General features: G+C 76.1%; 24 protein-coding genes and 4 tRNA genes. 14 read left to right on the plus strand and 14 right to left on the minus strand.

Annotation, left to right across the window (positions count from 1 at the left end):
* Positions 1-96 precede the first annotated feature (96 nt).
* Complete coding sequence (locus LY71_RS22160; protein ID WP_106281918.1) at positions 97-399, minus strand: hypothetical protein; 303 nt, start codon at positions 397-399, stop codon at positions 97-99.
* Between the two features lie 142 nt (positions 400-541).
* On the opposite strand from LY71_RS22160, the gene purF reads away from it, so the two are divergent.
* Together purF and purM are read left to right on the plus strand one after the other, a co-directional pair.
* Positions 542-2,110: an amidophosphoribosyltransferase gene (gene purF / locus LY71_RS22165; RefSeq protein ID WP_106281920.1), complete on the plus strand. Its 1,569-nt coding sequence runs from the start codon at positions 542-544 to the stop codon at positions 2,108-2,110.
* The gene (gene purM, locus LY71_RS22170) at positions 2,107-3,174 is read left to right on the plus strand and encodes a phosphoribosylformylglycinamidine cyclo-ligase (protein WP_245888239.1); all 1,068 of its coding nucleotides are present in this window, start codon (positions 2,107-2,109) and stop codon (positions 3,172-3,174) included. The genes purF and purM overlap by 4 nt, the downstream gene beginning before the upstream one ends.
* 211 nt (positions 3,175-3,385) lie before the next feature.
* Here the strand turns inward: purM and LY71_RS22175 are convergent, their stop codons facing one another.
* Together LY71_RS22175 and LY71_RS22180 are read right to left on the minus strand one after the other, a co-directional pair.
* Positions 3,386-3,598: a DUF3073 domain-containing protein gene (locus LY71_RS22175; protein ID WP_106281922.1), complete on the minus strand. Its 213-nt coding sequence runs from the start codon at positions 3,596-3,598 to the stop codon at positions 3,386-3,388.
* Positions 3,599-3,776: 178 nt separating this feature from the next.
* Positions 3,777-4,841: a Glu/Leu/Phe/Val family dehydrogenase gene (locus tag LY71_RS22180; protein WP_106281924.1), complete on the minus strand. Its 1,065-nt coding sequence runs from the start codon at positions 4,839-4,841 to the stop codon at positions 3,777-3,779.
* Positions 4,842-5,060: 219 nt separating this feature from the next.
* Between LY71_RS22180 and LY71_RS22185 the strand changes: the two genes are divergently transcribed.
* On the plus strand, positions 5,061-6,440 hold the full coding sequence (locus tag LY71_RS22185; RefSeq protein WP_106281927.1) for a M23 family metallopeptidase: 1,380 nt from the start codon (positions 5,061-5,063) through the stop codon (positions 6,438-6,440).
* 59 nt (positions 6,441-6,499) lie between these two features.
* Here the strand turns inward: LY71_RS22185 and LY71_RS22190 are convergent, their stop codons facing one another.
* Together LY71_RS22190 and LY71_RS22195 are read right to left on the minus strand one after the other, a co-directional pair.
* Positions 6,500-7,036, minus strand: a complete 537-nt coding sequence (locus LY71_RS22190) for a hypothetical protein (RefSeq protein WP_106281929.1) — start codon at positions 7,034-7,036, stop codon at positions 6,500-6,502.
* A gap of 60 nt (positions 7,037-7,096) precedes the next feature.
* Positions 7,097-7,624, minus strand: coding sequence for a hypothetical protein (locus LY71_RS22195; protein ID WP_106281931.1), 528 nt, complete (start codon positions 7,622-7,624; stop codon positions 7,097-7,099).
* 59 nt (positions 7,625-7,683) lie between these two features.
* Between LY71_RS22195 and LY71_RS22200 the strand changes: the two genes are divergently transcribed.
* From LY71_RS22200 to LY71_RS22220, 5 genes are all read left to right on the plus strand, one after another.
* A complete protein-coding gene (locus tag LY71_RS22200; protein WP_106281934.1) occupies positions 7,684-8,550 on the plus strand; it encodes an MBL fold metallo-hydrolase in 867 nt (288 codons plus the stop codon).
* Positions 8,551-8,557: 7 nt separating this feature from the next.
* Positions 8,558-9,865 carry a class I adenylate-forming enzyme family protein gene (locus LY71_RS22205; RefSeq protein WP_106281936.1) on the plus strand — a complete coding sequence of 436 codons (1,308 nt, stop codon included), beginning with the start codon at positions 8,558-8,560 and terminating at the stop codon, positions 9,863-9,865.
* Positions 9,862-11,382, plus strand: coding sequence for a mycofactocin dehydrogenase MftG (gene mftG / locus LY71_RS22210; protein WP_106281939.1), 1,521 nt, complete (start codon positions 9,862-9,864; stop codon positions 11,380-11,382). Before LY71_RS22205 ends, mftG begins: the two co-directional genes overlap by 4 nt.
* Positions 11,383-11,551: 169 nt before the next feature.
* Positions 11,552-12,538, plus strand: a complete 987-nt coding sequence (locus tag LY71_RS22215; RefSeq protein WP_106281941.1) for a phosphotriesterase family protein — start codon at positions 11,552-11,554, stop codon at positions 12,536-12,538.
* Entirely contained in the window at positions 12,538-14,046 is a 1,509-nt protein-coding gene (locus LY71_RS22220; RefSeq protein ID WP_106281943.1) for a class I adenylate-forming enzyme family protein, read from the plus strand. Before LY71_RS22215 ends, LY71_RS22220 begins: the two co-directional genes overlap by 1 nt.
* A 68-nt stretch (positions 14,047-14,114) precedes the next feature.
* On the opposite strand, the gene LY71_RS22225 is transcribed toward LY71_RS22220, so the two are convergent.
* Entirely contained in the window at positions 14,115-14,315 is a 201-nt protein-coding gene (locus LY71_RS22225) for a hypothetical protein (RefSeq protein WP_106281945.1), read from the minus strand.
* Between the two features lie 245 nt (positions 14,316-14,560).
* Between LY71_RS22225 and LY71_RS22230 the strand changes: the two genes are divergently transcribed.
* Together LY71_RS22230 and LY71_RS22235 are read left to right on the plus strand one after the other, a co-directional pair.
* On the plus strand, positions 14,561-15,235 hold the full coding sequence (locus tag LY71_RS22230; RefSeq protein ID WP_106282005.1) for a phosphodiesterase: 675 nt from the start codon (positions 14,561-14,563) through the stop codon (positions 15,233-15,235).
* 142 nt (positions 15,236-15,377) lie between these two features.
* Positions 15,378-16,385 (plus strand): glycosyltransferase, encoded by a 1,008-nt coding sequence (locus tag LY71_RS22235; protein WP_106282007.1) that lies wholly within the window; start codon positions 15,378-15,380, stop codon positions 16,383-16,385.
* On the opposite strand, the gene LY71_RS22240 is transcribed toward LY71_RS22235, so the two are convergent.
* The 4 genes from LY71_RS22240 to LY71_RS22255 form a co-directional block, all read right to left on the minus strand.
* Positions 16,382-16,843, minus strand: a complete 462-nt coding sequence (locus LY71_RS22240) for a GNAT family N-acetyltransferase (RefSeq protein WP_211297489.1) — start codon at positions 16,841-16,843, stop codon at positions 16,382-16,384. The genes LY71_RS22235 and LY71_RS22240 overlap by 4 nt on opposite strands.
* Positions 16,844-16,870: 27 nt before the next feature.
* Positions 16,871-16,944: transfer RNA gene (locus LY71_RS22245), tRNA-Phe, on the minus strand.
* Between the two features lie 25 nt (positions 16,945-16,969).
* Positions 16,970-17,043, minus strand: a tRNA-Asp gene (locus LY71_RS22250).
* Positions 17,044-17,078: 35 nt separating this feature from the next.
* Positions 17,079-17,151, minus strand: a tRNA-Glu gene (locus tag LY71_RS22255).
* A gap of 159 nt (positions 17,152-17,310) precedes the next feature.
* Here LY71_RS22255 and LY71_RS23645 point away from each other — a divergent pair.
* Positions 17,311-17,952 (plus strand): AMIN-like domain-containing (lipo)protein, encoded by a 642-nt coding sequence (locus tag LY71_RS23645; protein ID WP_170121443.1) that lies wholly within the window; start codon positions 17,311-17,313, stop codon positions 17,950-17,952.
* Between the two features lie 81 nt (positions 17,953-18,033).
* Here LY71_RS23645 and LY71_RS22265 read toward each other — a convergent pair whose 3' ends face one another.
* The 4 genes from LY71_RS22265 to LY71_RS22280 all read right to left on the minus strand — a co-directional run bounded on the left by LY71_RS22265 (position 18,034) and on the right by LY71_RS22280 (position 21,237).
* Entirely contained in the window at positions 18,034-18,366 is a 333-nt protein-coding gene (locus tag LY71_RS22265) for a hypothetical protein (protein WP_106281947.1), read from the minus strand.
* 24 nt (positions 18,367-18,390) lie between these two features.
* The gene (locus LY71_RS22270) at positions 18,391-19,908 is read right to left on the minus strand and encodes a metallophosphoesterase (protein ID WP_106281950.1); all 1,518 of its coding nucleotides are present in this window, start codon (positions 19,906-19,908) and stop codon (positions 18,391-18,393) included.
* Between the two features lie 153 nt (positions 19,909-20,061).
* On the minus strand, positions 20,062-20,664 hold the full coding sequence (gene wrbA / locus LY71_RS22275) for an NAD(P)H:quinone oxidoreductase (protein ID WP_211297490.1): 603 nt from the start codon (positions 20,662-20,664) through the stop codon (positions 20,062-20,064).
* A 105-nt stretch (positions 20,665-20,769) separates the two neighbouring features.
* Positions 20,770-21,237 carry a GtrA family protein gene (locus LY71_RS22280; RefSeq protein ID WP_245888240.1) on the minus strand — a complete coding sequence of 156 codons (468 nt, stop codon included), beginning with the start codon at positions 21,235-21,237 and terminating at the stop codon, positions 20,770-20,772.
* A 180-nt stretch (positions 21,238-21,417) separates the two neighbouring features.
* Here LY71_RS22280 and LY71_RS22285 point away from each other — a divergent pair, with 180 nt between their 5' ends.
* From LY71_RS22285 to LY71_RS22295, 3 genes are all read left to right on the plus strand, one after another.
* Positions 21,418-22,299 carry a Rieske (2Fe-2S) protein gene (locus tag LY71_RS22285; protein WP_106281954.1) on the plus strand — a complete coding sequence of 294 codons (882 nt, stop codon included), beginning with the start codon at positions 21,418-21,420 and terminating at the stop codon, positions 22,297-22,299.
* Positions 22,300-22,327: 28 nt separating this feature from the next.
* Positions 22,328-23,158 (plus strand): hypothetical protein, encoded by an 831-nt coding sequence (locus tag LY71_RS22290; RefSeq protein ID WP_146146213.1) that lies wholly within the window; start codon positions 22,328-22,330, stop codon positions 23,156-23,158.
* A gap of 385 nt (positions 23,159-23,543) precedes the next feature.
* Positions 23,544-23,616: transfer RNA gene (locus LY71_RS22295), tRNA-Lys, on the plus strand.
* The last annotated feature ends 13 nt before the right edge of the window (positions 23,617-23,629 follow it).

Raw genomic sequence — 23,629 nt, forward strand, 5'->3', positions numbered from 1 at the left:
CCTGCACGGCGACACGGTGGTGCACACCGGCCACGGCCCGGACACCCGCATCTCCGCGGAACTCGGCACCGTCACCTGAGCGACGGCCGGCCGGGCTCAGTCCCGGCCGGCCTCGTCCTCCGGCTGCGGCTCCGGCACCGCGGTGCGCTCCAGGCGCTGGCGGATCGCCGCGACGTTGAGCGCCAGGTCCTCGAGCGCCTCGACGGCGCGCGTGGCCAGGGCGAACGTGAGGTTCTCGCGCCGCTCCTCCGGGCTGGGCTCGCGGCGGCGCTCCTGCGTCGCCCGCGCCCACGGGTCGTCGCGCGCGTCGTCCCCGCCGCGCGGCTGGTCGAACAGCCCGCGCAGCATGCGCTGGGCCATCTCCAGGAACTCCTGGGGGTCGGGCCGGTCGCTGGGCATGTCGGCTCCTCTCGACGTACGGACGCCCAACGCCCGTACCCCGCCCCCGGTTCCGGCAGGCGTGGGGACCGTTCCGGAACGACGGGCCGGGGTGTCGGGCGCCACCCCGGCCCGGGCGCGCGGCGCCGGTACGCTGAGGGGTGTGCCTCGCGGTGACGGACGGCTGACGCACGCCCTCGACCCCTCTGCTCCCGGTCCCCAGGACGCCTGCGGCGTCTTCGGGGTCTGGGCGCCGGGGGAGGAGGTCGCGAAGCTGAGCTACTTCGGCCTGTACGCCCTCCAGCACCGCGGTCAGGAGGCAGCCGGCATCGCGGTCTCCGACGGTGCCTCGGTGGTGGTCTACAAGGACCTCGGCCTGGTCAGCCAGGTGTTCGACGAGTCGACGCTGGGCAGCCTGCGCGGCCACCTCGCCGTCGGCCACACCCGGTACTCGACGACCGGCTCCTCCACCTGGGAGAACGCCCAGCCGACGTTCCGGACCACCGACGCCGGGACCGGGCTGGCGCTGTGCCACAACGGCAACCTGGTGAACACCGCCGAGCTGGCCAGCCGCGCCGCCGACGCCGGCGTCCCCGGTGCGTTCAGCGCGAGCACCGACTCCGACCTGGTCACCTCGCTGATCGCCGCGCGGCCGGACATGAGCGTCGAGGCGGCGGCCATGGAGGTGCTGCCGCAGCTGCGCGGCGCGTTCAGCCTCACCTTCATGGACGAGGACACGCTCTACGCCGCCCGCGACCCGCAGGGCGTGCGCCCGCTGGTCCTCGGCCGGCTCGAGCGCGGGTGGGTCGTGGCGAGCGAGACCGCCGCGCTGGACATCGTCGGCGCCTCCGTCGTCCGCGAGGTCGAGCCCGGCGAGCTGCTGGCCATCGACGCGAACGGCCTGCGCAGCCAGCACTTCGCGCACAGCCAGCCCAAGGGCTGCGTGTTCGAGTACGTCTACCTCGCCCGGCCCGACACCACGATCGGCGGCCGCGGGGTGCACGCCGCCCGCGTCGAGATCGGCCGGAGGCTGGCGAAGGAGCACCCCGCCGACGCCGACCTGGTCATCCCGGTGCCGGAGTCGGGCACCCCGGCCGCGGTCGGCTACGCCGAGGCCAGCGGCATCCCCTACGGCCTGGGCCTGGTCAAGAACTCCTACGTCGGGCGCACCTTCATCCAGCCCTCGCAGACCATCCGGCAGCTGGGCATCCGGCTCAAGCTCAACCCGCTGCGCGACGTCATCCGGGGCAAGCGGCTGGTCGTCGTCGACGACTCGATCGTGCGCGGCAACACCCAGCGCGCGCTGATCCGGATGCTGCGCGAGGCCGGCGCGGTCGAGGTGCACGTGCGCATCTCGAGCCCCCCGGTGAAGTGGCCGTGCTTCTACGGCATCGACTTCGCCAGCCGCGCCGAGCTGATCGCCAACGGCCTCGACGTCGACGGCGTGCGGGCCTCGATCAACGCCGACTCACTCGCCTACGTCTCCGAGCAGGGGCTGATCGCGGCCACCGAGCAGCCGGCCAGCCGGCTGTGCACCGCCTGCTTCACCGGGGAGTACCCGATCCCGCTCGGCGACTCCGGGGTGCTGGGCAAGCACCTGCTCGAGGGCATCGGTCGCACGCCGATGCCGAAGATCTCCGACGCGGAGCGGGCGGTCAGCGGCTGGACGGGGCAGCAGGCCGGCAGCCCCTCGGTGCCGGGCGGCGCCGACGACGCGCTCCGCCGTCCGTGACCCAGCCGTCCGTGGGTGCCGGCGGGTTCACCTACGCGGCGTCCGGCGTCGACATCGACGCCGGGGAGCGGGCCGTCACGCTCATGCGGACGGCGGTCGAGCGCACGCGGCGGCCCGAGGTGGTCGGCGGCCTCGGCGGCTTCGCCGGGCTGTTCGCGCTGGACACCGCCCGGTACCGCCGGCCGCTGCTGGCGAGCTCCACCGACGGCGTCGGCACCAAGATCGCGCTCGCCCGCGCGCTGGACCGGCACGACACGGTCGGCATCGACCTGGTCGCGATGGTCGTCGACGACCTGGTGGCCTGCGGCGCCGAGCCGCTGTTCCTGCAGGACTACGTGGCCTGCGGGAAGGTCGTCCCCGAGCGCATCGCGGCGATCGTCACCGGCATCGCGGCCGGCTGCGAGCAGGCCGGCGCCTCGCTGGTGGGCGGGGAGACCGCCGAGCACGGCGACCTCATGGACGCCGACGAGTACGACCTGGCCGCCACCGCGGTGGGCGTGGTCGAGGCCGACGCGGTGCTGGGCCCCGAGCGGGTCCGCGACGGGGACGCCGTCGTCGCGATGGCCTCGAGCGGGTTCCACTCCAACGGCTACTCGCTGGTGCGCCGCGTGGTGTCGGCCGCCGGGCTGCACCTCGCCGCCACCCCGGCCGGGCTGGACCGCCCGCTGGGCGACGTGCTGCTCGAGCCCACCCGTATCTATGCGCTGGACTGCCTCGCGCTGGTGGCCGAGCTCGGCGTGGACGGCGTGCACGCCCTCGCGCACATCACGGGGGGCGGACTGGCCGGCAACACCGCGCGGGTGCTCCCCGAGGGCCTGCAGGCCGTGCTCGACCGCGGCACGTGGGCGCTGCCGGCGGCGGTGCACCTGCTCGAGGAGCACGGCGTGCCGCGGGCGGAGTCCGAGCGGGCGTTCAACTGCGGCGTCGGCATGGTCGCCGTCGTCGCGGCCGAGGCGGCCGACCGGGCGGTCGCGCTGCTCACCGCCCGCGGGGTGCCCGCGTGGGTGGCCGGCACGGTCGGCACCGGGGACGCGGGCGCGCGCCTGGTGGGCTCCTACCGCTGAGCGGGGCCCCGCGACGACCAGGTGACCTGATCCCGGCGCGTCCCACCCGACCGTGGGCGGTGCGGGAGGACGCGCTGCGGTGAGGGAGGACGCGCTGCGGTGCGGGAGGACGACGACCCCGACCGGTCGCGGACACGCCGCACCGCGCCGTCGTCCCCCGGGAGGGACGACGGCGCGGGATCAGGCAGGGACGCCTGCGCTCAGGCGCAGGTCAGCGACTGGCAGCCCAGTCGTCGTCGTCGTCCGCCCAGCGGTCGGTGTACTCGTCGTCGTCCCCGTCGTCGTCCTTGGCCGCCGGAGCGGTGTACGTCGACGGAGAACCGGCCAGCTCGCGCTGCAGCGCGGAGAGGTCGGTGTTGGGTGAGCTGTACTTGAGCTCACGGGCCACGCGTGTCTGCTTGGCCTTCGCTCGGCCGCGCCCCATCGGCTCGACCCCCTCATAACGGAGAACGGGAGCCCAGCTCGCGGGCTGGACGGCCCGCGTGGCGACCCCGACTGAGTGACTGTGTCTGGACTGAGCCTACGACACGGATGCACGGCGGGCACGGGTCCTCCCCCTCGCGGTCCCCCGACCGTGGCGAGGCCCACTGCCCGGAGCGCCCTCAGCGGGGGAGGCGGATGGTGGCCAGCCGCCCGACCGCGGCGATCCGCTGCTCGGCGAGCCGGTCGGCGGCCACGGCGGGGGAGATCCCCTCGGCCGCGGCCGTCTCGAACACCCGCAGCGCGGTGTCGAAGATGCCCGCCGCCTTGGCCTCGGCGCGCGCGAACGAGAAGCCGTGCCGCTCGTCCTCGACCTGGATCACGCCGCCGGCGTTGACCAGGTAGTCGGGGGCGTACAGGACGCCGCGGGCCACCAGCTTGTCGGCGATGGCCTCGTGGGCGAGCTGGTTGTTCGCCCCGCCGCAGACCACCTCGGCCTGCAGCACGTCGACGGTGTCGTCGTCGAGCGCGCCGCCGAGGGCGCACGGCGCGTAGACGTCGGCCGGCGTGCGCACCAGCGTCGCGGTGTCGGTCGCGGCGTCGACGCCGGGGTGGCGGGCCAGCACGCGCTCGACGGCGGCCTGGTCGACGTCGGTGACCACCACGTCGGCGCCGTCGGCCACCAGCCGGTCGACCAGCCAGCTGCCCACCTTGCCCACCCCGGCGACGGCCACCGTCCGCCCGGCCAGCGTGGGGGAGCCCCAGCGGTGCTGCGCGGCCGCCCGCATGCCCTGGAACACGCCGAAGGCGGTGAGCACCGAGGAGTCGCCGCACCCGCCGAGCACCTCGGAGCGGCCGTGGGCGAAGCGGGTCTCGCGGGCGACGAGGTCGAGGTCGGCGTTGGTGGTGCCCACGTCGCAGGCGGTGAGGTAGCGCCCGCCCAGCGACTCGACGAAGCGGCCGTAGGCCCGCAGCAGCGGCTCGGTCTTGTCGGTGCGCGGGTCGCCGATGACGACGGCCTTGCCGCCGCCGAGGTCGAGCCCGGCGAGGCTGTTCTTGTACGACATCGCGCGGGCCAGCCGCAGCGCGTCGGCGACCGCGTCGTCCTCACTGGGGTAGGGGTGGAACCGAGTGCCGCCGAGGGCGGGACCGAGGGCCGTGGAGTGGACGGCGATCACCGCCCGCAGCCCCGACGCGGGGTCGGAGCAGAAGACGACCTGTTCGGCACCGGCTGCGAAGACGTCCACCACGGTCTCCGAGCCTAGACACGCGCGGGGGACGACCGTGACGCGGGAAACACCGGCGGAGCCCTCAAGGTCCTCCGTCGGGGTGACGACAAGAGATGTGACGGATGGGGGACCCGGGTCACGGAGTGACGACGGTGGCGCGTGTTGCCCCAGGGACGTCCCGTCCCCGGTGCGATGCTGCGCCGGTCCCCGCCACCCCTCTTCCCCAGGGAGCGATCCATGTCGCAGGGCCGATCCGGCCGGCGCACGCCCGGCTCCGCCACCGCGGCCCGCGCGCGCCGTGGCGCACTCGCCGGCCTGCTCGCGGGTGCCCTGCTGGTGGGTGGCGCCGGTCCGGCGCTCGCCGCTCCCGCGCCTCCGGTCAACCCGAGCGACGAGCAGATCGCCGACGCGCAGGGCGCGCAGGACGCCGCCGCCGCGGAGGTCGGCCGGCTGCAGGCCGAGCTCGCCGTCGCCCAGACCGAGCTCGAGCGCCTCGCCCTGCAGGCCGAGGCCGCCGGCACCGCCTACCTGGCCGCCGAGGAGGCCCTGACGCTGGCCCAGGCCGCCGCCGAGCAGGCCGCCGCCGACCTCGAGGCCGCCACCGGCGCCGTCGACGCCGCGCTCGGCCGCATCGCCGGCTTCGCCCGCGACAGCTACGTCAACGGCGCCACCCTGACCACCGCGGCCGCGCTGCTGGACTCCGCCGGTCCCGGCGAGCTGGTGCAGCGGGCGGCGATGCTCGACTACGTCGCCTCCACGCAGGTCGACGTCCTCGACCAGCTCGAGGTCGCCCGGGTGCAGCAGGCCAACGCCGAGTCCGCCGCCCGGGTCACCCGCGACGAGATGGCCGCCGCCGAGGAGCAGGCCGCCGCCGCCAAGGAGGCCGCCGACGAGCAGGTGGCCGCGCAGGAGAGCGCCGTCCAGGCGGCCACCGCGCACAAGGCCGACCTCGACGCCCAGCTGCAGGCCGCCCAGATCCAGCTGCTCGAGCTGCAGGGCGCCCGCGACGCCTACCAGGAGTGGCAGCGGCAGAAGGCCGCCGAGGAGGCCGCCGCCGCCGCGGCCGCCGCCCGCGCCGCCGAGGAGGCCGCCGCCGCCGCGGCCGCCGCCCGCGCCGCTGCCGCGAGCGCGTCCTCGTCCGCCTCCTCCTCGTCCGCCTCGTCCTCCTCGTCGGAGGACTCCGGGTCCGCCGAGGCGGCGAGCGCCGGCGGCTACGGCTACGTCAAGCCCACCTCTGGCCGTACGTCGAGCTGCTACGGCTTCCGCTGGGGCACCCTGCACGGCGGCGTCGACATCGCCGCCCCCATCGGGACGCCGATCTACGCGGCCACCTCGGGCACCGTCGTCCGCACCGGCCCGGCCACCGGCTTCGGCCTGGCGGTCTACATCCGCGGCAACGACGGCGCGATCACCGTCTACGGGCACGTCAACACCGAGTACGTCGACACGGGTGAGCGGGTCGACGCCGGCGAGCTGATCGCCGAGGTCGGCAACCGTGGCCAGTCCACCGGCCCGCACCTGCACTTCGAGGTGCACCCGTCGGGGTCCATGTACGGCGGCCAGGTCGACCCGGTGCCGTGGCTGCGCGCCCGCGGCGTGAGCATCAGCGGCTGCTAGGCAGCCGGACGGCGAGGGCGCGGCCCGCCACCCCCGGGAGGGGTGGCGGGCCGCCGTCGTCAGCTGGTGGGGGCGGCCGAGCCGCAGTTCTCCTCGTCGAACTGCTGGACGGCGGTGCCGTCGGGGCCGCCGGCGACCGCGAGGAACTCCTGCACCGCGGCCTGCAGCTGCTGCTGGCCCTCCGGGGTGGTGCCGTCCACGGAGTTGGCGGTGTCGGAGAACTTCTGGACGGCGTCCCCGACGACCTGCCAGGAGCTCGCGATCTCGGCCGGCGGCTGGACGGCGTCGAAGGCGCCCGCGGCCTGCTGGAGCAGGCCGGGCAGCTCCTCCGGGGTGGCTGCGCCCAGCTGGTTGCCGAGCTCCTCGAACTCGGCGGACTGGGCGCAGAACTGGGCGACGGCGGGGTCGTCGCTGGCCGAGCCGCTGCTCGCGCCGGTGGACGACGCCGCGCTCGAGCTGGTCTCGGCGCTGGTGACCTCCGCGGACTCCTCGGCCTGCGACCCCTCGCCGCCGCCCCCGCAGGAGCCGGCGGTGAGCAGCAGGGCGCCGACCGCGGCGACCAGCACGGGACGGGACCGGGACCACACGGAGCGCATGGCGCCGAGGCTAGCCGTCCTCGTGCACCCCGGCCCGGGGCCGGGACGGCGCCGGGCGGGTCAGGCGCCCGGGCAGTTGGCGTTCAGGTACTCCTCGACGCTGGTGCCCGACGGTCCCTGGAAGGCCGTGATGAACTCCTGGCCGCGCTGCTGGAACTGCTGCTGCCCGTCCGGGGTGGCGAGGTCGACGCTGCCGGCCGTGTCGGCCCACGTCCGCAGCGCACCGCCGAGGACGTCCCAGTCGGAGGCGATCTCCTGCGGCGGCGTGGCCGACTCGAAGTCGGTGGCCGCCTGCTGCAGCACGGGGACGACCTCCTCCGGGGTGGTGCTCGACTGGGCGGTGCTGATCGTCGTCGCGAACTGCTCGGCCGCGGTGCAGAACTCGGCGACGGCGGGGTCGTCGCTGGGCGAGCCGCTGCTCGCGCCGGTGGACGACGCCGCGCTCGAGCTGGTCTCGGCGCTGGTGACCTCCGCGGACTCCTCGGCCTGCGACCCCTCGCCGCCGCCCCCGCAGGAGCCGGCGGTGAGGAGCAGGGCGCCGGCCACGGCGACGAGCACGGGACGGGACCGGGACAGCACGGAGCGCATGCGGGGAGGCTAACCGCCGGGCGGGCGGCCCGCCCCGGCGCGCGGCTACGGTGCCGGGTGTGCACGCCCCGGTCGACCCGCGCACCAGCTGGGCCCTGCCCGCCCCCGGCGAGATGACGCGGACGGCGGAGCTCGAGCCGCTGGTCACGCGGGTGCTCGCGCCCAACCCGTCGGGGATGACCCTCGACGGGACCAACACCTACGTCGTCGGTGCACCGGGCAGTGGGCAGGCGGTCCTGGTCGACCCCGGGCCCGACGACCCCGCCCACCTGGCCGCGGTCGAGCAGGCACTGGCCGCCCGCGGCGCGCGCTGCGTCGCCGTCCTGGTCACCCACCACCACGGCGACCACGCCGAGGCCGCGCGGCCCTGGGGCGCCCGCTTCGGCGCACCGGTCGGGGCCGCCGACGCCGCGGTGGCCGGGCCGGGCGGGCGGCTGCTCGAGCCGGGAGAGCAGCTGCGGCTGGCCGGCACCGTGCTGGGCGTCGTCCCCACGCCCGGGCACACCCACGACCACCTCGCCTTCCGGCTGGAGTCCGGCGCGGTGCTCGTCGGCGACCACGTGCTGGGCCGCGGCACCTCGGTGGTCACCCACCCCGAGGGCGACGTGGTCGCCTACCTCGAGTCGCTGCGCCGGGTGCACGACCTGGGCCCGAGCGCGCTGTACTGCGGGCACGGCCCGGAGCTGACCGAGGACCCGACCGCCGTCCTCGACTTCTACCTCGCCCACCGCGCCTTCCGGGAGGCGCAGCTGCTCGCGGCGATGGTCCGCGGCGCCCGCACCGTCGACGACCTGGTGGCCGACGTCTACGCGGCGGTGCCGCAGGACCTGTGGCCGGCCGCCGCCCAGTCCACCCGCGCCACGCTGGCCAAGCTCGCCACCGAGGGGCACGTCCTGCTGGACGGCGACCGGGTCGCGCTGCCGTGAGAGCGCCGTGACGGAGGTGCCGGTCGTCCGGGCCGCCGACGGCGAGCGCGACCAGCGGCGGGCCGCGGCGGCGCTGCGGGCGGCCGGGCTGCGGGCCGGAGACCGGCTGCTGGTCTCGGCGGCGTCCTCCCCGGCGCTGCTCGCCGTCGTGCTGGGGGCGCTGCGCACCGGCGTGGTGCCCGTCGTCCTCGACCCGGCGCTGCCGGCGGCCGAGCGGGCGGCCCTGGCCGAGGACGCCGACCCGGCGCTCGACGTCGGCGCCGACCCCGCCCGGCTGCTGGCCGCCGACGAGCAGGCCGACCTCGCCGACGTGCCGCTGGCCCGGCCGATGCACTACACGTCGGGCACCACCGGCCGGCGCAAGGGCGTGTGGTCGGGCGTGCTGGCCGAGGACGACGCCCGGGCGCTGGCCGCCGAGGAGATCGCGCTGTGGGGCTTCGGGCCGGCCGACCGGCACCTGGTCCTGTCCCCGCTGCACCACTCGGCGCCGCTGCGCTTCGCCGTCCACACGCTGCTCGCCGGCGGGGAGGTGCTGCTGCCCGGCCCGTTCGACACCGCCCGCGCCGCCGGGGTGATCGGCGCGGCGCGGCCGACGACGACGTTCTGCGTGCCCACCCACCTGCAGCGGCTGCTGGCGCACGGCGGCGTCGACTGGTCGTCGTTCCGCCGGCTGGTGCACGCCGGCGCCCCCTGCCCCGAGCCGCTCAAGCGGGCGGTGCTCGCCGTGGCGCCGGAGGGCAGCGTGTGGGAGTTCTACGGCTCCACCGAGGCGCAGTTCACCGTCTGCTCGCCGGAGGACTGGCTGGCGCACCCCGGCTCGGTCGGCCGGGCCCGCCCGGGGCGGCGGCTGGAGACCGACGCGGGCGGGCAGCTGTGGTGCGCGGTGCCGCGGTGGGCGCGCTTCGAGTACTGGCGCGCGCCGGAGAGGACCGCGGCCGCCCGGCGCGGCGACCGGGTCACGGTGGGCGACCTCGGCCGGGTGGACGACGACGGCACGGTCTGGCTCGACGGCCGGCGCGAGGACCTGGTCATCTCCGGCGGGGTGAACGTCTACCCGGCCGAGGTCGAGGCCGTGCTCGACGCGCACCCCGGCGTGGTGGAGAGCGCGGTGGTCGGCGTCCCCGACGACGAGTGGGGGCAGCGGGTGGTCGCGGCCTACGTCGGCGACGCCGACCCCGCGGAGCTCGCCGCCTGGGCCCGCGAGCGCCTGTCGCCGGCGAAGCGGCCCAAGAGCCTGCACGCGGTCGGCGAGCTGCCGCGCACCTCCACCGGCAAGGTGCGCCGGCTGGACCTGCCGGGGGCGCTGGGGCTGTGACCGCCGGCTGGGACGTCGTCGTGGTGGGCGCCGGGTCCTCCGGCTGCGCGCTGGCCGCCCGCCTGGCCGACGCCGGCCGCCGCGTGCTGCTGCTCGAGGCCGGCCCCGACCACCCCCGGCCCGCCGACTTCCCGCCCGACCTGCGCGACGCTGCCACCCTGGGCGCCACCGTGCCCGGGCACCCGGCCAACTGGTCCTTCACCAGCGAGCTCGTCCCGGGCAGCCGGGTGCCGCTGCCGCGCGGCCGCGGGGTGGGCGGGTCCAGCGCCGTCAACGGCGGCTACTTCGTCCGCGCCACCCCCGCCGACCACGCCGGCTGGGCCGCGGCGGGCAACGACCGGTGGAGCCTCGCGGCCACCCTGCCCGCCTGGTGCCGGCTCGAGGCCGACCAGCAGTACGGCGGCCGGCCCGGGCACGGCGCCGACGGGCCGCTCCCCGTCAGCCGCCCGACCGCCGGCTCGCCGCTGACCGACGCCCTCGCCGCCGCCGCGGCCGAGCTCGGCGTCCCCGACGAGCCGGACAAGAACGCCGGCGGCCCGCCCGGCTGGGGGCCGGTGCCGTTCACCGTGCGGGACGGCGTGCGGGTCAACACCGCGATGGCCTACCTCTCGCCGCGGCGCGGGCACCCCGGCCTCACCGTGCGCGGCGGCGTGCGGGTGCGGCGCGTGCTGGTGCAGCGGGGCCGGGCCGTGGGCGTGGACACCGACGCCGGGCGCCTGCCCGCCGACGAGGTGGTACTGGCCGCGGGCGCGATCGGCTCGCCGCACCTGCTGCTGCTGTCGGGCATCGGCCCCGCCGGGGCGCTGCGCGCGCACGGGCTGGACGTCGTCGTCGACGCGCCGGGCGTGGGCGCCGGCCTGTCCGACCACCCGCTGGTCTACCTGCCCTGGACGCCGGTCCCCGGCCTGCCCGACGGCGACTGGCCGCTGCCGCTGCACAGCGCGCTGCACGCCACCTCGGCGGGCTCCCCGGTGCCCGGCGACCTCGAGGTGCTGCCCTGGCTGCGGCCGTGGGGGCGGGTGGTCCCCGGCGGCGGCGGGGACGACGAGACGCTGTCGCTGGCCGCCGGCCTGCACCGTGAGGAGAGCCGGGGGGAGCTCACCCTCGCCGCCGCCGACCCGGCCGTCCCGCCGCAGGTCCGGCACGGTTACCTGGCGGCCGCGGCCGACCGGCGGCGGCTGCGCGAGGCCGTCCGGCTGGCCGCCGCCGTGCTGCGCACGCGAGCGATGGCGCCGCTGGTGGCCGGCCGCGGCGGCCCCGCCGACGACGTGCTGGCCGACGACCGGGCGCTCGACGCCTGGGTGGCCGCGCACCTGGCCACGGCCCAGCACACGGCCGGCAGCGCCCGGATGGGCCCCGACGGCGACCCGGACGCGGTGCTCGACCAGCACCTGCGGGTGCGCGGCGTCGGCGGCCTGCGGGTGGCCGACCTGTCCGCGCTGCCCGAGGTGCCCACCCGCGGACCTGCCGCGACCGCGGTGATGGTGGGCGAGCGCGCCGCGGAGCTCATGGCCTGACCCGCGACCGGCCAACTCCGCGGAAGTGCGCCAGGCAACTCCGCGAAAGTGCGCCGGGCAACTCCGCGGAAGTGCACGGAGGACGGGTGACCCCCTCGTGGCCTGCGTCACAGGCAGGTTAACGTCTGCCGTCCGTGTTGCAGCCGCCCGATCCAGGAGGTCACCGCCCGTGCCGCAGGTCCAGACCGTCCGAGGCCCCGTCGACACCGCCGAGCTCGGCCCGACGCTCATGCACGAGCACGTGTTCGTGCTCACCGCCGACGTGCAGCAGAACTACCCCGGGGAGTGGGGCAGCGAGGACGACCGCGTCGCCGACGCGGTCGAGAAGCTGAGGAAGCTCGCCGCGACCGGCGTGCGTACCATCGTCGACCCGACCGTGATCGGCCTCGGCCGCTACATCCCGCGGATCCAGCGGATCGCCGAGCAGGTGGACCTCAACATCGTCGTCGCCACCGGCTGCTACACCTACGACGACGTCCCGTTCTTCTTCCACCACCGCGGCCCCGCCCTCAACGCGGCCGTCGGCGCCGAGGTCCCCGACCCGATGGTCGACATGTTCGTCGGCGACATCCGGGACGGGATCGCGGGCACGGGGGTGCGGGCGGCCTTCCTCAAGTGCGCCATCGACCACCAGGGCCTGACCCCCGGCGTGGAGCGGGTCATGCGCGCCGTCGCCCAGGCGCACCGCGCCACCGGCGCCCCGATCACCGTGCACACCCACCCGGGCAGCCGCACCGGGCTCGAGGTGCACAAGGTGATGGCGGACGAGGGCGTCGACCCGGGCCGCGTCGTCCTCGGGCACAGCGGGGACACCACCGACGCCGACCACCTCACCGAGCTCGCCGAGGCCGGCTTCGTGCTCGGCATGGACCGCTTCGGCATCAACCTGGACACGACGTTCGAGGCGCGGGCCGACATCGTGGTGGAGATGTGCCGCCGGGGCTTCGCCGGCCAGATGGTGCTCTCGCAGGACGCCTCCTGCTACATCGACTGGCTGGCCCCGGGCGTGATGGACCTGCTGCCGCAGTGGCACTACACGCACATCCACGAGGACGTGCTGCCCTACCTGCGCGAGCAGGGGGTGACCGAGGAGCAGATCACCACGATGCTGGTCGACAACCCGCGCCGGTACTTCGAGAACGTCGGGACGTACTGATGGCCCTCCACCCGTTCGACGAGAGCGGTGTCGAGCGCGACGCCGCCGGGGTCAAGCACTACACCGACCTGCCCGACTCCGTGGTCGCGATGCTGCGCACCTCGGTGGAGCGCGACCCCGGCGGCGAGGCCGTCGTCGAGCTGGACGGGCCGCGGCTGACCTTCCGGCAGCTGTGGGACGCCGCCGCCCGGGTGTCGGGCGGGCTGCGCGCGGCGGGCGTGCACCGCGGCGACCGGGTGGCGATCCGGCTGGGCAACGGCGCCGACTGGGTGCTCGCCTTCTTCGGGACCCTGATGGCCGGCGCGGTCGCGGTGCCGGTGAACACCCGCTTCACCGACGCCGAGGCGCAGTACGTGGTCGACGACAGCGGCGCGACGGTGGTGCTCGCGCCCGGCGACCCCCTGCCGGACGGCGAGCCACACGTCGAGGACGGCCTGCAGCGCTCCGACCTCGCGGCGGTCTTCTACACCTCGGGGACGACGGGCTTCCCCAAGGGCGCGATGACCAGCCACGAGAACTTCCTGAGCAACACCGAGACCGCCCGCCGGGTGGTCGGCCTCGCCGGCCACGACCCGTCGCTGCGCAACCTCGTCAGCGTGCCGCTGTTCCACGTCACCGGCTGCAACAGCCAGCTGCTGGTGGCGCTGCAGGGCGGCGCGGCCGCGGTGGTCATGCCGGCCTTCGAGGTCGGGCGGTTCCTGCGGGCGATCCCCGAGGAGCGGATCGCCGTCGTCACCTCCGTGCCGGCGGTGTTCTGGCTGGCGATCAGCCAGGCCGGCTTCGCCGACGTCGACGTCAGCGGCGTCCGGTTCGCCACCTACGGCGGGGCGCCCATCGCCCCCGACCTCGTGCAGCGGATCAAGGCGTCCTTCCCGTCGGCACGGGTGGGCAACGGCTTCGGCCTGTCGGAGACCTCGTCGATCTCGACGTTCCTGCCGCACGAGTACGCCGGCACGCACGCCGACTCGGTGGGCTTCCCGGCGCCCGTGGTCGACCTGCAGGTGGCCGACCCCGACCCGGAGACCGGGGTGGGGGAGCTGCTCATCCGCGGGGCGAACGTCGTCCAGGGGTACTGGGACAAGCCCGAGGCGACGGCGGAGACGTTCGTCGACGGCTGGCTGCACACCGGCGACCTCGCGCGCATCGACGACGAGGGCTTCACCTACGTCGTCGACCGGGCCAAGGACATGATCAACCGCGGTGGCGAGAACGTGTACTGCGTGGAGGTGGAGAACGCGCTGGCCGGCGCGCCGGGGGTGTTCGAGGTCGCCGTGGTCGGGGTGCCCGACCCGGTGATGGGCGAGAAGGTGGGCGCCGTCCTCGTGCCGCTGCCGGGCACCGAGCTCGACGTCGACGCCGTGCTGGGCCACGCCCGGGCGCACCTGGCCGACTTCAAGGTGCCGCAGTACGTGTCGGTGCGGCCGGCGGTGCTGCCCCGCAACCCCGGGGGCAAGGTGCTCAAGCCGGTGCTGCGCTCGGAGACCGAGTGGGGGCAGCCGCTGCGCTGAGCGGCGGGGACCGGGCTGTCCCGGCGGCGCGCTGCCCGCAGCCGCCGGGACGCCGGTGTCCGGGGCGGTCAGACCGCGCGCATCTCCTCGGTGGAGGTGCCGGTCAGCGGAGACCACGCGTCGGGGTGCCTGCGGCCGGCGTCGGCGCGCCAGTCGGCGGCCCGGTTGCCCGGGCGGGTGGCGGGCCGGGCGCTCAGCGACACGATCAGGGCGAGCAGGACCACGAGTCCGACCAGGACCCCGCCGATGACCAATAGCGTCGTGAGCACCTCATCACGGTAGGTAGTGGAACGGTCCGTTCCCCAGGGCAGAAGACGACGGACATCGCGGCCGACACGGGCAGGTGTCGCCCGTTGACGGCGCGTCGCGCGCTGTCCTCGTCGGCGCGAGGGAACGGCGCCCCCGTGGGCCGGTGCGGTGACCACGCGCACGCTGCGGCCCGGGTGCGGCCGCCGCCGTCCGGGTAGGGGGCGGTCCCCGGGTGCGGACGGACCCGTGCCGCGAGGAGGACGCCGTGCAGGACGCAGCGAGGCTGGCCGGCCGGCTGGCGGCGGTGCCGCTGGGCACCCTGGCCCGGCGGCGGCAGGGCAAGCCGATGCACCCGCGGGGCGCCGTCCTCGACGCCGTCCTCGAGCGGTCCGGTGGACCCGACTGGGGCGTGCGCTGGCTGGCCGGGCCGGGCCACGAGCCGGCCGTCGTCCGGCTGTCCCGGGGCGCGGGTCTGCCCGTGCCGCTGCCCGACGTCCTCGGCCTGGCCGTGCGGCTGCCGGCCGGCGACCGGCCGGTGGACCTCCTGCTGTCGACGGCGGGCAGGGGGCGCTGGACCCGCTTCCTGCCGGTGCCGCGCGTCGACGCCGCGACCACGTACGGCTCGATCATGGGCTACCGCTCGGTGGCCGGGACGCTGCGGCTGGCCGCGGTCCCCGACGGCCCGCGGCGGGTGCCCTCCGACCCCGGGCCGATCGCGGAGCGGGCGCCCGGGACGGTGTTCCGGCTGCTCGTCGCCCGGGGCGCGGGGGACTGGGTGCCCTTCGCGCGGCTCACCCTCGGCGACCCGGTGGACGGGCTCGACCCCGACGTGCGCTTCGACGCCGTCCGCAACCCGCCGCCGGGACTGCTCGCCGACGGCCCGATGGCCCGTCTTCGGGCGCCCGCGTACGCCGCCGCGCGCGAGGGCCGCAGCGCCTGAACCCTCCGGGCGACCTCGGGCCACCCGGTGGGGCCACAGACGGTTGTGTGGCACCGGGTCGGGGTATCGGAACCCACGGAGTCCATCGAGGAGCACCGCCCTGCTGTCGCAGTGCTCGACCGCAGGAGGAGTGCTCGCGCGCGTGGTCCCCGCACTTCCGTCGTCGCCACGGGTCCGCGTCGCGACGGTGCCGCACGCCGACCCCTACGTCGACGCGGTGCTGCCGCCGGACGCGGTCCGTGTCGGGCCGGCGCACGACCCGAGCCCGTGGCTGGACCCGGCCTACCTGACCGCGCACGCCGCCCGGGTCGACGTCGTCCACGTGCACAGCGGTTTCGGCCACCTGCCCGAGGACGAGGTCGTCTGCTGGACCGAGGCGGTGCGGCGCACCGGCACCCCGCTCGTGGTGACCGTGCACCAGCTGCGCGACCCCGGCCGGCCGGGCCGGCGGCGCCACGACGCGCACCTGGCCGCGCTGATGGCCACCGCCGAGGTCGTCCTCACCCTCACGCCCGGGGCCGCCGACGAGATCGCCGAGCGCTTCGGGCGGACGGCCATCGTGGTCGCCCACCCGTCGGTGGCGCGGGCCGACCCCGACGGCGGCGCCGAGCGCGGCCTGGTCGGGCTGGCGCTGGGGACCGCCGGGGCGGCGCGGCCCGACCGGGCGGCCCTCGTCCGCGCGGCGCTGTCGGGCGCGGTGTCCGGCGGCGGGCGGCTGCGGGTGTACGTCGAGCCCGGGGAGCACCTGCCCCCCGACCCCGACCTGGCGATCGCCGAGGGTCTCGAGGTGGTGACCCGCGACCCGGCGCGCTGGGACCGGCAGCTGCAGGAGCTGCACGTCGCGGTGCTGCCCGAGCGGTGCGGCACGCACTCGCGCGACCTGGAGGTCTGCCGCGACGTCGGCACCCGGGTGGTGGCGCCCAGTTGCGGCTGGTTCGCCGACCAGTGGTCCGACGTCGTCGTGTACGGCGACGACGAGGAGTGCGGACTCGACCCGGTGTCGCTCACCGCGGCGGTGGGTGCGGCGCTGACCCGGCCGATGCCGCGGCCGGCCGACCGCGCGTGGCGGGCCGGGCAGCTCGCGGCGGTGCGGGCGGTGCACGCCCAGGTCTACGAGCAGGTGGTGGCCGACCGGGTGGTCGGCGTCTAGGCCGTCCCGTCGTGGACGGCGTCGACCACCCACAGGCCGGGCAACACCTCGCGCTCACCGGTCTCCCGGAAGCCGGCCCCCGCGTACAGCCGGCGGGCGGGGGTGTTGTCGCGGCCGGTGGAGACGGTGACCGGGGACCCGGCGGCCTCGGCCAGGACGGCGGCCACCAGCGCCCGGCCGGTGCCGCGGCGGGCGGAGGCCGGGTCGACCACCAGCCGGTCGACGTCGAGCCCGTCCGCCGTGGCCCGCCACGCGATCGCCCCGCTGAGGGCACCGTCGTCGCCGGCGACCAGCCACCGGAGGCCGGCGGCGCGGAGCGCGGCGAGGTCCTCGTGCAGGGCGGGGATGCGGTCGTCGCCGATGAGCCGTGCCTCGACGGCGTAGGCGGCGCGCTGGAGGGCGAGGAGCCGGACGGCGAGGGCCTCGTCGGCGGCCGGGTCGCGGCGGTGCAGCGCCACCGGGCACCGTCCGGGGGAGGGAGTGTGTGGGCAGGGGCGGGGTCGAACCGCCGACCTCTCGCTTTTCAGGCGAGCGCTCGTACCGACTGAGCTACCTGCCCCTCCCGGTGCCGGGCACCGGGTGAGCGACCCTGACGGGACTCGAACCCGCGACCTCCGCCGTGACAGGGCGGCGCGCTAACCAACTGCGCTACAGGGCCTTGCTGTGGTCGTGCTGTGTCGTGCTGGTGGTGCGTGCCCCCAACGGGGTTCGAACCCGTGCTACCGCCTTGAAAGGGCGGCGTCCTGGACCGCTAGACGATGGGGGCTCGTGCTCGCCGGGGGCAGGGAGGACTCTACACGGCACCCGGCGGCGTCCTCGCACCCCCTCCTCCCTCCGGGGCGTGCGCCTCCCCGGTGCCCGGGGGACGCCGCGACACGGTCGCCGGGTGCCCGGCCCGGGGCGGGGCGGCTGCGACGCTGTCGCGGTGAACCGCCGCACCTCCCTCCCCGCCGCCGTCCTCGCGGCAGCGGTCCTGCTCACCGGGTGCGCCCAGCAGCAGGCCGCCACCGCCTCGTCGTCGAACCCCGCGTCCTCGTCGCCGGAGTCCGCGTCGTCCTCGTCGGCGAGCGCCTCCTCGACCTCCTCGGCACCGACCGGCAGCGCTCCCGCGGAGGGCGCGGCCCTCCCCGCGGACACCGAGCCCGACAGCGCCGAGGCGTCCGCCGACGCCCGGGTCACGGTCACCGACATCCGCACCGGCCGCCACGACGGCTTCGACCGGGTGGTCCTCGAGGTCGAGGGCGCCGGGACCCCGGGCTGGGACGTGCGCTACGTCGACGCGGCGTCGTCCCAGGGCAGCGGCGACCCGGTCGAGGTCGCCGGGGACGCCGTCCTGCAGGTCACGGTCACCGGCGCCGGCTACCCGTACGACACCGGCGCCGAGGAGTACGCGGGTGCCGACCCGCTGCCCGGCGAGGGCACCAGGACGGTCACCGAGGTCGCCTTCGACGCGACCTACGAGGGGACGACGGTCGCGTTCATCGGCACGAGCTCGCAGGCGCCGTTCCGGGTCTACCTGCTCGAGGACCCCTCCCGGCTGGTCGTCGAGGTGGCCGACCAGGCCTGAGGTCGATGAGGAGGTGGAACGGCCCCGCTGCAGGGGCCCGCCGCGAGCGGAGCGAGTGGTGGGGGGCAGCGGGGTCCTTCCTCAGTTGAGTGTGGCCCGCAGCTCGACGGAGTCGCCGCTCACGCTCGTGCACTCCAGGGCCAGCGGCCCGGCGGCGACGCTCTCGCCCTCCCCGCAGGACACGCTCGCGCCGCCCACGCTGATGGTCGCCCGGCCGTCCTGCACGCCGCCGAGGGTCACCGTGGTGCCGAGGACCTCCACCTCGGAGCCCTGCCCGTCGAGGGAGACGGTGCAGGAGGAGGTGGTGCAGGAGAAGTTGTCCGAGGTGAACGAGCAGCCGGCCAGCGGCGCCAGGGCGATCCCCCCGGCCAGCAGGCCGGCGGTCAGGCGGGCGGTGCGCGTCGTGGGGACCATGGCCGCGAGCGTAGGCCGCGGGGTTCAGCCGGTCGGGGAGGCCGGGACGTCCGTGCCGCCGTCCGTGCCGCCGTCCGTGCCGCCGTCCGTGCCGCCCTCGGTGCTGCCGTCGGTCGCGGCCTCTTCGGGGACGACGGTGCGCACGATCGTCGCCTCCGTCTCGCCGAGCCCGCCCAGCGTGATGTCGTCGTAGGCCACCAGCGCGCCGTCGTCCGGGTCGAGGTAGAGCACCGTGCAGGTCAGCGGCTCGGGGTACTCGCCCTGCAGCGCCCGGAGGCCGGCGCCGCCGGTGGAGCCCTGCACCATGAGCAGCGTCCCGCCGTCGAGGGTCTCCACCTCGCGGTCGTGCGTGTGCCCGGCGAGCACCAGCGGCACGACGCCGTCCAGCGGCGGGGCCTGCTCCGGGTCGTGCACCATCGCGATCGCCGGCGGCGCGGGCTGCTCCTCGGCGAGCTCGGCGAGGTCCTCACCGGTCTGCTCGAGCGACTCGGTGTCGCCGGAGGCGTCCTGGTCGGGGGTGAAGCGGGGGTCGCGGGCGCCCACGACGGTCAGTCCGGCGACGGTCGTGGCGGAGTCGTCGAGCACCGTGGCGTTGGGCTGGGCGGCCACCAGGCCGGCGGTGATCGCCGAGTCGTGGTTGCCGCGGATGAAGACGTAGGGCACGCCGAGCTGCCCGATCGAGGAGATGAGCTGGTTCTCCGGCTCGCTGCCCCAGTCGGTGATGTCGCCGGTGTCGAGCACGGCGTCGACGCCGAACTGGTCGGCCACCTGGCGGACGAGGTCGAAGCCGGCCGGGTTGAGGTGCAGGTCGGAGACGTGGAGCAAGGCGACGGTGTCGGTCGGGCCGCCGGGCGCCGGCAGGGCCGACAGGGTCGAGTAGAGCGTGCCCACGTTGGCGACCAGGTCCTCCAGCGAGGCCCGGTAGGCGCTGAAACGGGCCACGATGTCCTCGGCACTGCCGATGAGGCTGGTCGCGTTGACCAGCAGCCCGGTGTAGGTGGGCTGGGAGAGCGCCTCGGGCCGCCAGGTGGCCGCACCCAGCCCGGCGGTGCCGGCCAGCAGCAGCACCGACGCGCCGGCGGCGACGAGCGGCTCCCGTCGCCGGCGGAAGACGAGCAGCGAGGTCAGGACGGCGCCGCCGACGCCGGCCGCGGCCGTCCTCCAGGCCAGCCGGACGACGCCGTCGCGCAGGTCGTCGCTCACCTGGTCGACCAGGCCGTCGAGCCGCACGGGGTCGGCGACCAGCGCCTGGATGCGGGCCTCGTCCACCCGGCGCAGCTGGACGTCGAGGCCCAGCGGCCCGTCGTAGGCGTCGACGGCGAGCGAGCCGAGCGGCGGGACCTCGACCGTGGCGCCGCCGCCGGTGGGGGTGAGGGCGAGGGAGGCGTCGAAGGGCCCGATCGGCGCATCGACCCGGCCGAGCAGGAGGATGCCGACCAGTGCGCCTCCGAGCACGACGAGCAGGCGGAAGGCCCAGCGGCCGCCGACGCGGGCCCACCGGCGCGCGCGGCCGGGGACCGGGGACGGCGACGGCTCGCTCACCGCACCGAGGCTAGTGACCGGCCCGTCCCGGCGATCCGGCTCACCCCGCACGTCGTCCTACCGCACCGCAGCGCGTCCCACCCGACCGTGCACCGTCGGGTAGGACGCGCGGGGATCAGGTCACCTGATCGTGGCGCGGCACGCGCAAAGGCGTCAGGCGGCGAGCTTCGCGGAGACCTCGGCCAGCCTGCGGCCCTGGTAGCGGGCGGCGGCCAGCTCGGCCTCGGTGGCGGTCGCCGACTTGCCGCCCGAGGCGTTCGAGGTGCCGTAGGGGTTGCCGCCGGCCTCGAACAGCAGCGGGTCGGTGTAGCCGGGCGGGACGATGACGGCACCGAAGTGCGAGAAGATGTTGAAGAACGTGAGGACGGTCGTCTCGTTGCCGCCGTGGACGTTCTGCGCGCTGGTGAAGGCGGTGGCGCCCTTGTTCGCGAGCTTGCCGGTGAACCACAGGCCGCCGAGGGTGTCGATGAACTGCTTCATCTGCGCGGCCGGGGTGCCGAAGCGGGTGGGCGAGCCCAGGGCGTAGCCGTCGGCCCACTCCAGGTCGGCCGGGGTGGCCTCCTGGACCTCGTCGGCGGTGGCGTCGACGTGCGCCCGCCACAGCGGGTTGGAGTCGATGGCCTCCTCGGGCGCCAGCTCGGGCACCCGGCGCAGGCGCACCTCGGCGCCGGCCTCCTCGGCACCCTGGGCCACGGCTGCGGCCAGCTGGTGCACGTTGCCGGTGGACGAGTAGTAGATGACGGCGATCTTGGTCACGGGGGGCCTCGACTCTCGGAACACGAACTGCACGGATCGTTGCGAGTTCAACAACAGGGTCCTGAGTGCTCGTGTTCCGGGTGTCGTAAACCCGGTCGGGGCGGATCAGACGGGGTGCGGGCGGAAGACCCAGCGCAGCGCGAGGAAGCGCAGCGTGCCGATCGTGGCGGTCACCGCGGCGATGACGAGCACCTCGGCGACGACGGCGGGCTCGTGGACCGAGGCGTTGAACCACGACAGCGCCAGGCTGGTGGCGACCATCCCGGCGACGGCGAGCGCGCCGCCCTCCCACTGTGCGGCGAACCAGCTCACGCGCTCACCGGCACGGAAGGTCAGCCGGCGGTGCAGCTCGTTGGCCAGCACCGACGACAGCGCCGCGCCGACCAGGTTGGCGGGCACCTCGCCGAGGCCGCGGAGGACGACGAACAGCACGCTGTAGACGGCGCTGGAGAACCCGCCGACGAGGACGAACCGGGAGAACTGGCCCAGGCCGTCGTCCGAGCGCACGCGTGCAGCGAGATCGCCGACCAGGTCGGCGACCGCCACGGGGCGGGACAACGACGGGCAGGTCACGGCAGCTCCTCCTTCGCGTCCAGCGTCTCGCTCTTCCGACCGTTCGGCGAGCAATTTCTCGTCGGTCGCTGACAGTTCCCCGTCAGCCGCCCACGCATGCCCTGACAGTCGGCACGGAGCGTGTGTGATCCACCACGTCCCGGCGGCATCACCGCAGCTCCGGGCGGGTAGGGGCCGCCCATGAGCCTGATGGGGATCCTCGACCGACTCGCGGACGTGAACACCTTCGACCGGGCCATCGAGTCGGCCCGCAAGGGCGTGCAGGCGGTGCTCAAGCCGGGGGCGGTCAAGGACGCCCTGCACGGGACGTGGCTCGGACACCCGCTGCACCCGGTGCTGGTGCAGGTGCCCGTCGGGAGCTGGGCCTCCGCCGGCCTGCTCGACGCCATCCCGCCGCTGCGGCCGGCCGCGACCGTGCTCATCGGCACCGGGGTCGCCGTCTCGGTGCCCGCCGCGATGGCCGGGGCGGCGGACTGGTCGGAGCAGGAGATCGGCGTCCGCCGGCTCGGCGCGCTGCACGCGGTGTCGAACACCGTGGCGCTGGGGCTCTACGTCGGCTCGCTGGTGGCCCGCGCGAAGGGGCGCGGCACGCTGGGGCGGGTCCTGTCCTACGCCGGGCTGGGCATCGCCACCGGGTCGGCCGCCGTCGGCGGGCACATGTCCTACGCCCAGTCGTCGGGTGCCTCGCACGCGGCGACGGCGGCCCGGGCGCTGACGTCGGACTGGATCGACCTCGGCCCGCTCGACGACCTGCCCGAGGGCCGGCCGGCGCTGCGGACCGCGGGCGGCAGCGGCGTGGCCGCCCCGCTGGCCGCCGTCCGCCGGGGTGGGCGGGTCGACGTCTTCGTCGGTTCCTGCTCGCACCTGGCCGGGCCGCTGTACGAGGGCAGCGTCGAGGAGGTCCGCGGGCGCACCTGCCTGGTCTGCCCGTGGCACGACTCGGCCTTCGACCTGGACAACGGCGAGCCGCGGCGTGGGCCGGCGGCCAACCCGCAGGAGAAGCTCGAGGTCCGGATGGAGGCCGGCCGGGTCATGGCGCGGCTGCCCAGCCGGCACCAGTAGCCGCCCGGGGCGCCTACGCTGCCGCGGCATGCGGCGGACGGCGGTGGTGCTCGCCGTCCTGCTGTGCGCCGCGTGCTCCGACGCCGCCGGCACGCCGCCCGCCGCGACCCGCCCGACCATGCCGTCCGCGGCCGACGTCCCGGGGATCGAGGCCGAGGTGCGGCAGTGGCGCACCGACGAGGCCGTGGGCGGCCAGGTGCAGGTGACCGTCACCGACACCGGCGAGGAGCCGTTCACGGTCACCTCGGTGGCCCTGGAGTCGCCCGGCTTCGCGCCGCTGCCCGACCGGCCGGTGGACGCCGCGTTCGCGCCCGGGCGGACCATCGACGTCCCCGCGCAGTACGGGGAGGTCGACTGCGGGCAGGAGGCCGAGCCGGCGGCGGCGCGGCTGACCGTCGTCCGTCCCGACGGGCGCACCGAGCGGCTGCGGGTGCCGCTGTCGGCCGAGGTGCTGACCCGCATCCACGGCGAGGAGTGCGCGGCGCGGACCGTCCTCGCCGTGGCGGGGGTGGACGTCGTCGGCCTGGCCCCGGACGGGGACGCGGTGACCGGGACGCTGACCCTCACCCGCACCGGCGACGACGATCGGCCGGTGACCGTGACGCGGCTGCAGGGCAACGTGCACTACTCCGTCGCCGCCGACCTGCCCCGGACGCTGCGGGCCGGGGAGTCGACGCTGGAGATCGGGCTGCGCTTCACGATGGCCCGCTGCGACCCGCACGCCCTCGCCGAGGCCAAGCAGCCCTATCTCTTCCTGCTCGGCCTGCAGGTGGGGGGCGACGAGGAGGTGCCGGTGGACCTGCCGCTGGACCAGACCGACCGGGACCAGCTCGCGGCGCTGGTCGACCGCGGCTGCTGACCGGCCCCGGACACAGGTCCGGTCCGGCCGCCCGGGGGGAACGGGCGACCGGACCGGGGTCTGGGCGCGGAGGCGTCGGCCCCGCGCTGTCGATGACGCTATGTAACGGGCGCTGCCCGCCGCGATCCCCTGAACGGGTGCCGCCCCTCGTCCGGGTGGTGCAGTGCGTCACGGAGGGTTCCTGCCGACCGGTGTGGGGCACCCCCGACCGGTGTTCTTCCTCTTCTCCAGCCGCCTCGGCTGCCTCGGCAGCCTCCTGGTCTCCGCCCTGCTGACCCTGCTCCTGCTGGTGGCCTTCGACGTCCTGTGAGCCCGGGCGACCACCAGCGGACGGCGCGTCGTCGCGGGGCGGTCACCTCGGCCGGTCTGGGAGACTCGGGCCGCCGGGCCTCTAGCTCAACTGGCAGAGCAGCGGACTTTTAATCCGCGGGTTGTGGGTTCGATCCCCACGGGGCCCACCGTGCTGACCAG

The organism is Geodermatophilus tzadiensis, from assembly GCF_003002915.1.
Taxonomy (GTDB): domain Bacteria; phylum Actinomycetota; class Actinomycetes; order Mycobacteriales; family Geodermatophilaceae; genus Geodermatophilus; species Geodermatophilus tzadiensis.

Coding starts and splice junctions, on each gene's coding strand:
- LY71_RS22220 (WP_106281943.1), top strand. CDS start 12,538: ATGGCCCTCCACCCGTTCGACGAGAGCGGTGTCGAGCGCGACGCCGCC.
- LY71_RS22195 (WP_106281931.1), bottom strand. CDS start 7,624: ATGCGCTCCGTGCTGTCCCGGTCCCGTCCCGTGCTCGTCGCCGTGGCC.
- LY71_RS22265 (WP_106281947.1), bottom strand. CDS start 18,366: ATGGTCCCCACGACGCGCACCGCCCGCCTGACCGCCGGCCTGCTGGCC.
- LY71_RS22160 (WP_106281918.1), bottom strand. CDS start 399: ATGCCCAGCGACCGGCCCGACCCCCAGGAGTTCCTGGAGATGGCCCAG.
- LY71_RS22190 (WP_106281929.1), bottom strand. CDS start 7,036: ATGCGCTCCGTGTGGTCCCGGTCCCGTCCCGTGCTGGTCGCCGCGGTC.
- LY71_RS22185 (WP_106281927.1), top strand. CDS start 5,061: ATGTCGCAGGGCCGATCCGGCCGGCGCACGCCCGGCTCCGCCACCGCG.
- LY71_RS22290 (WP_146146213.1), top strand. CDS start 22,328: ATGCGGCGGACGGCGGTGGTGCTCGCCGTCCTGCTGTGCGCCGCGTGC.
- LY71_RS22175 (WP_106281922.1), bottom strand. CDS start 3,598: ATGGGGCGCGGCCGAGCGAAGGCCAAGCAGACACGCGTGGCCCGTGAG.
- LY71_RS22285 (WP_106281954.1), top strand. CDS start 21,418: ATGAGCCTGATGGGGATCCTCGACCGACTCGCGGACGTGAACACCTTC.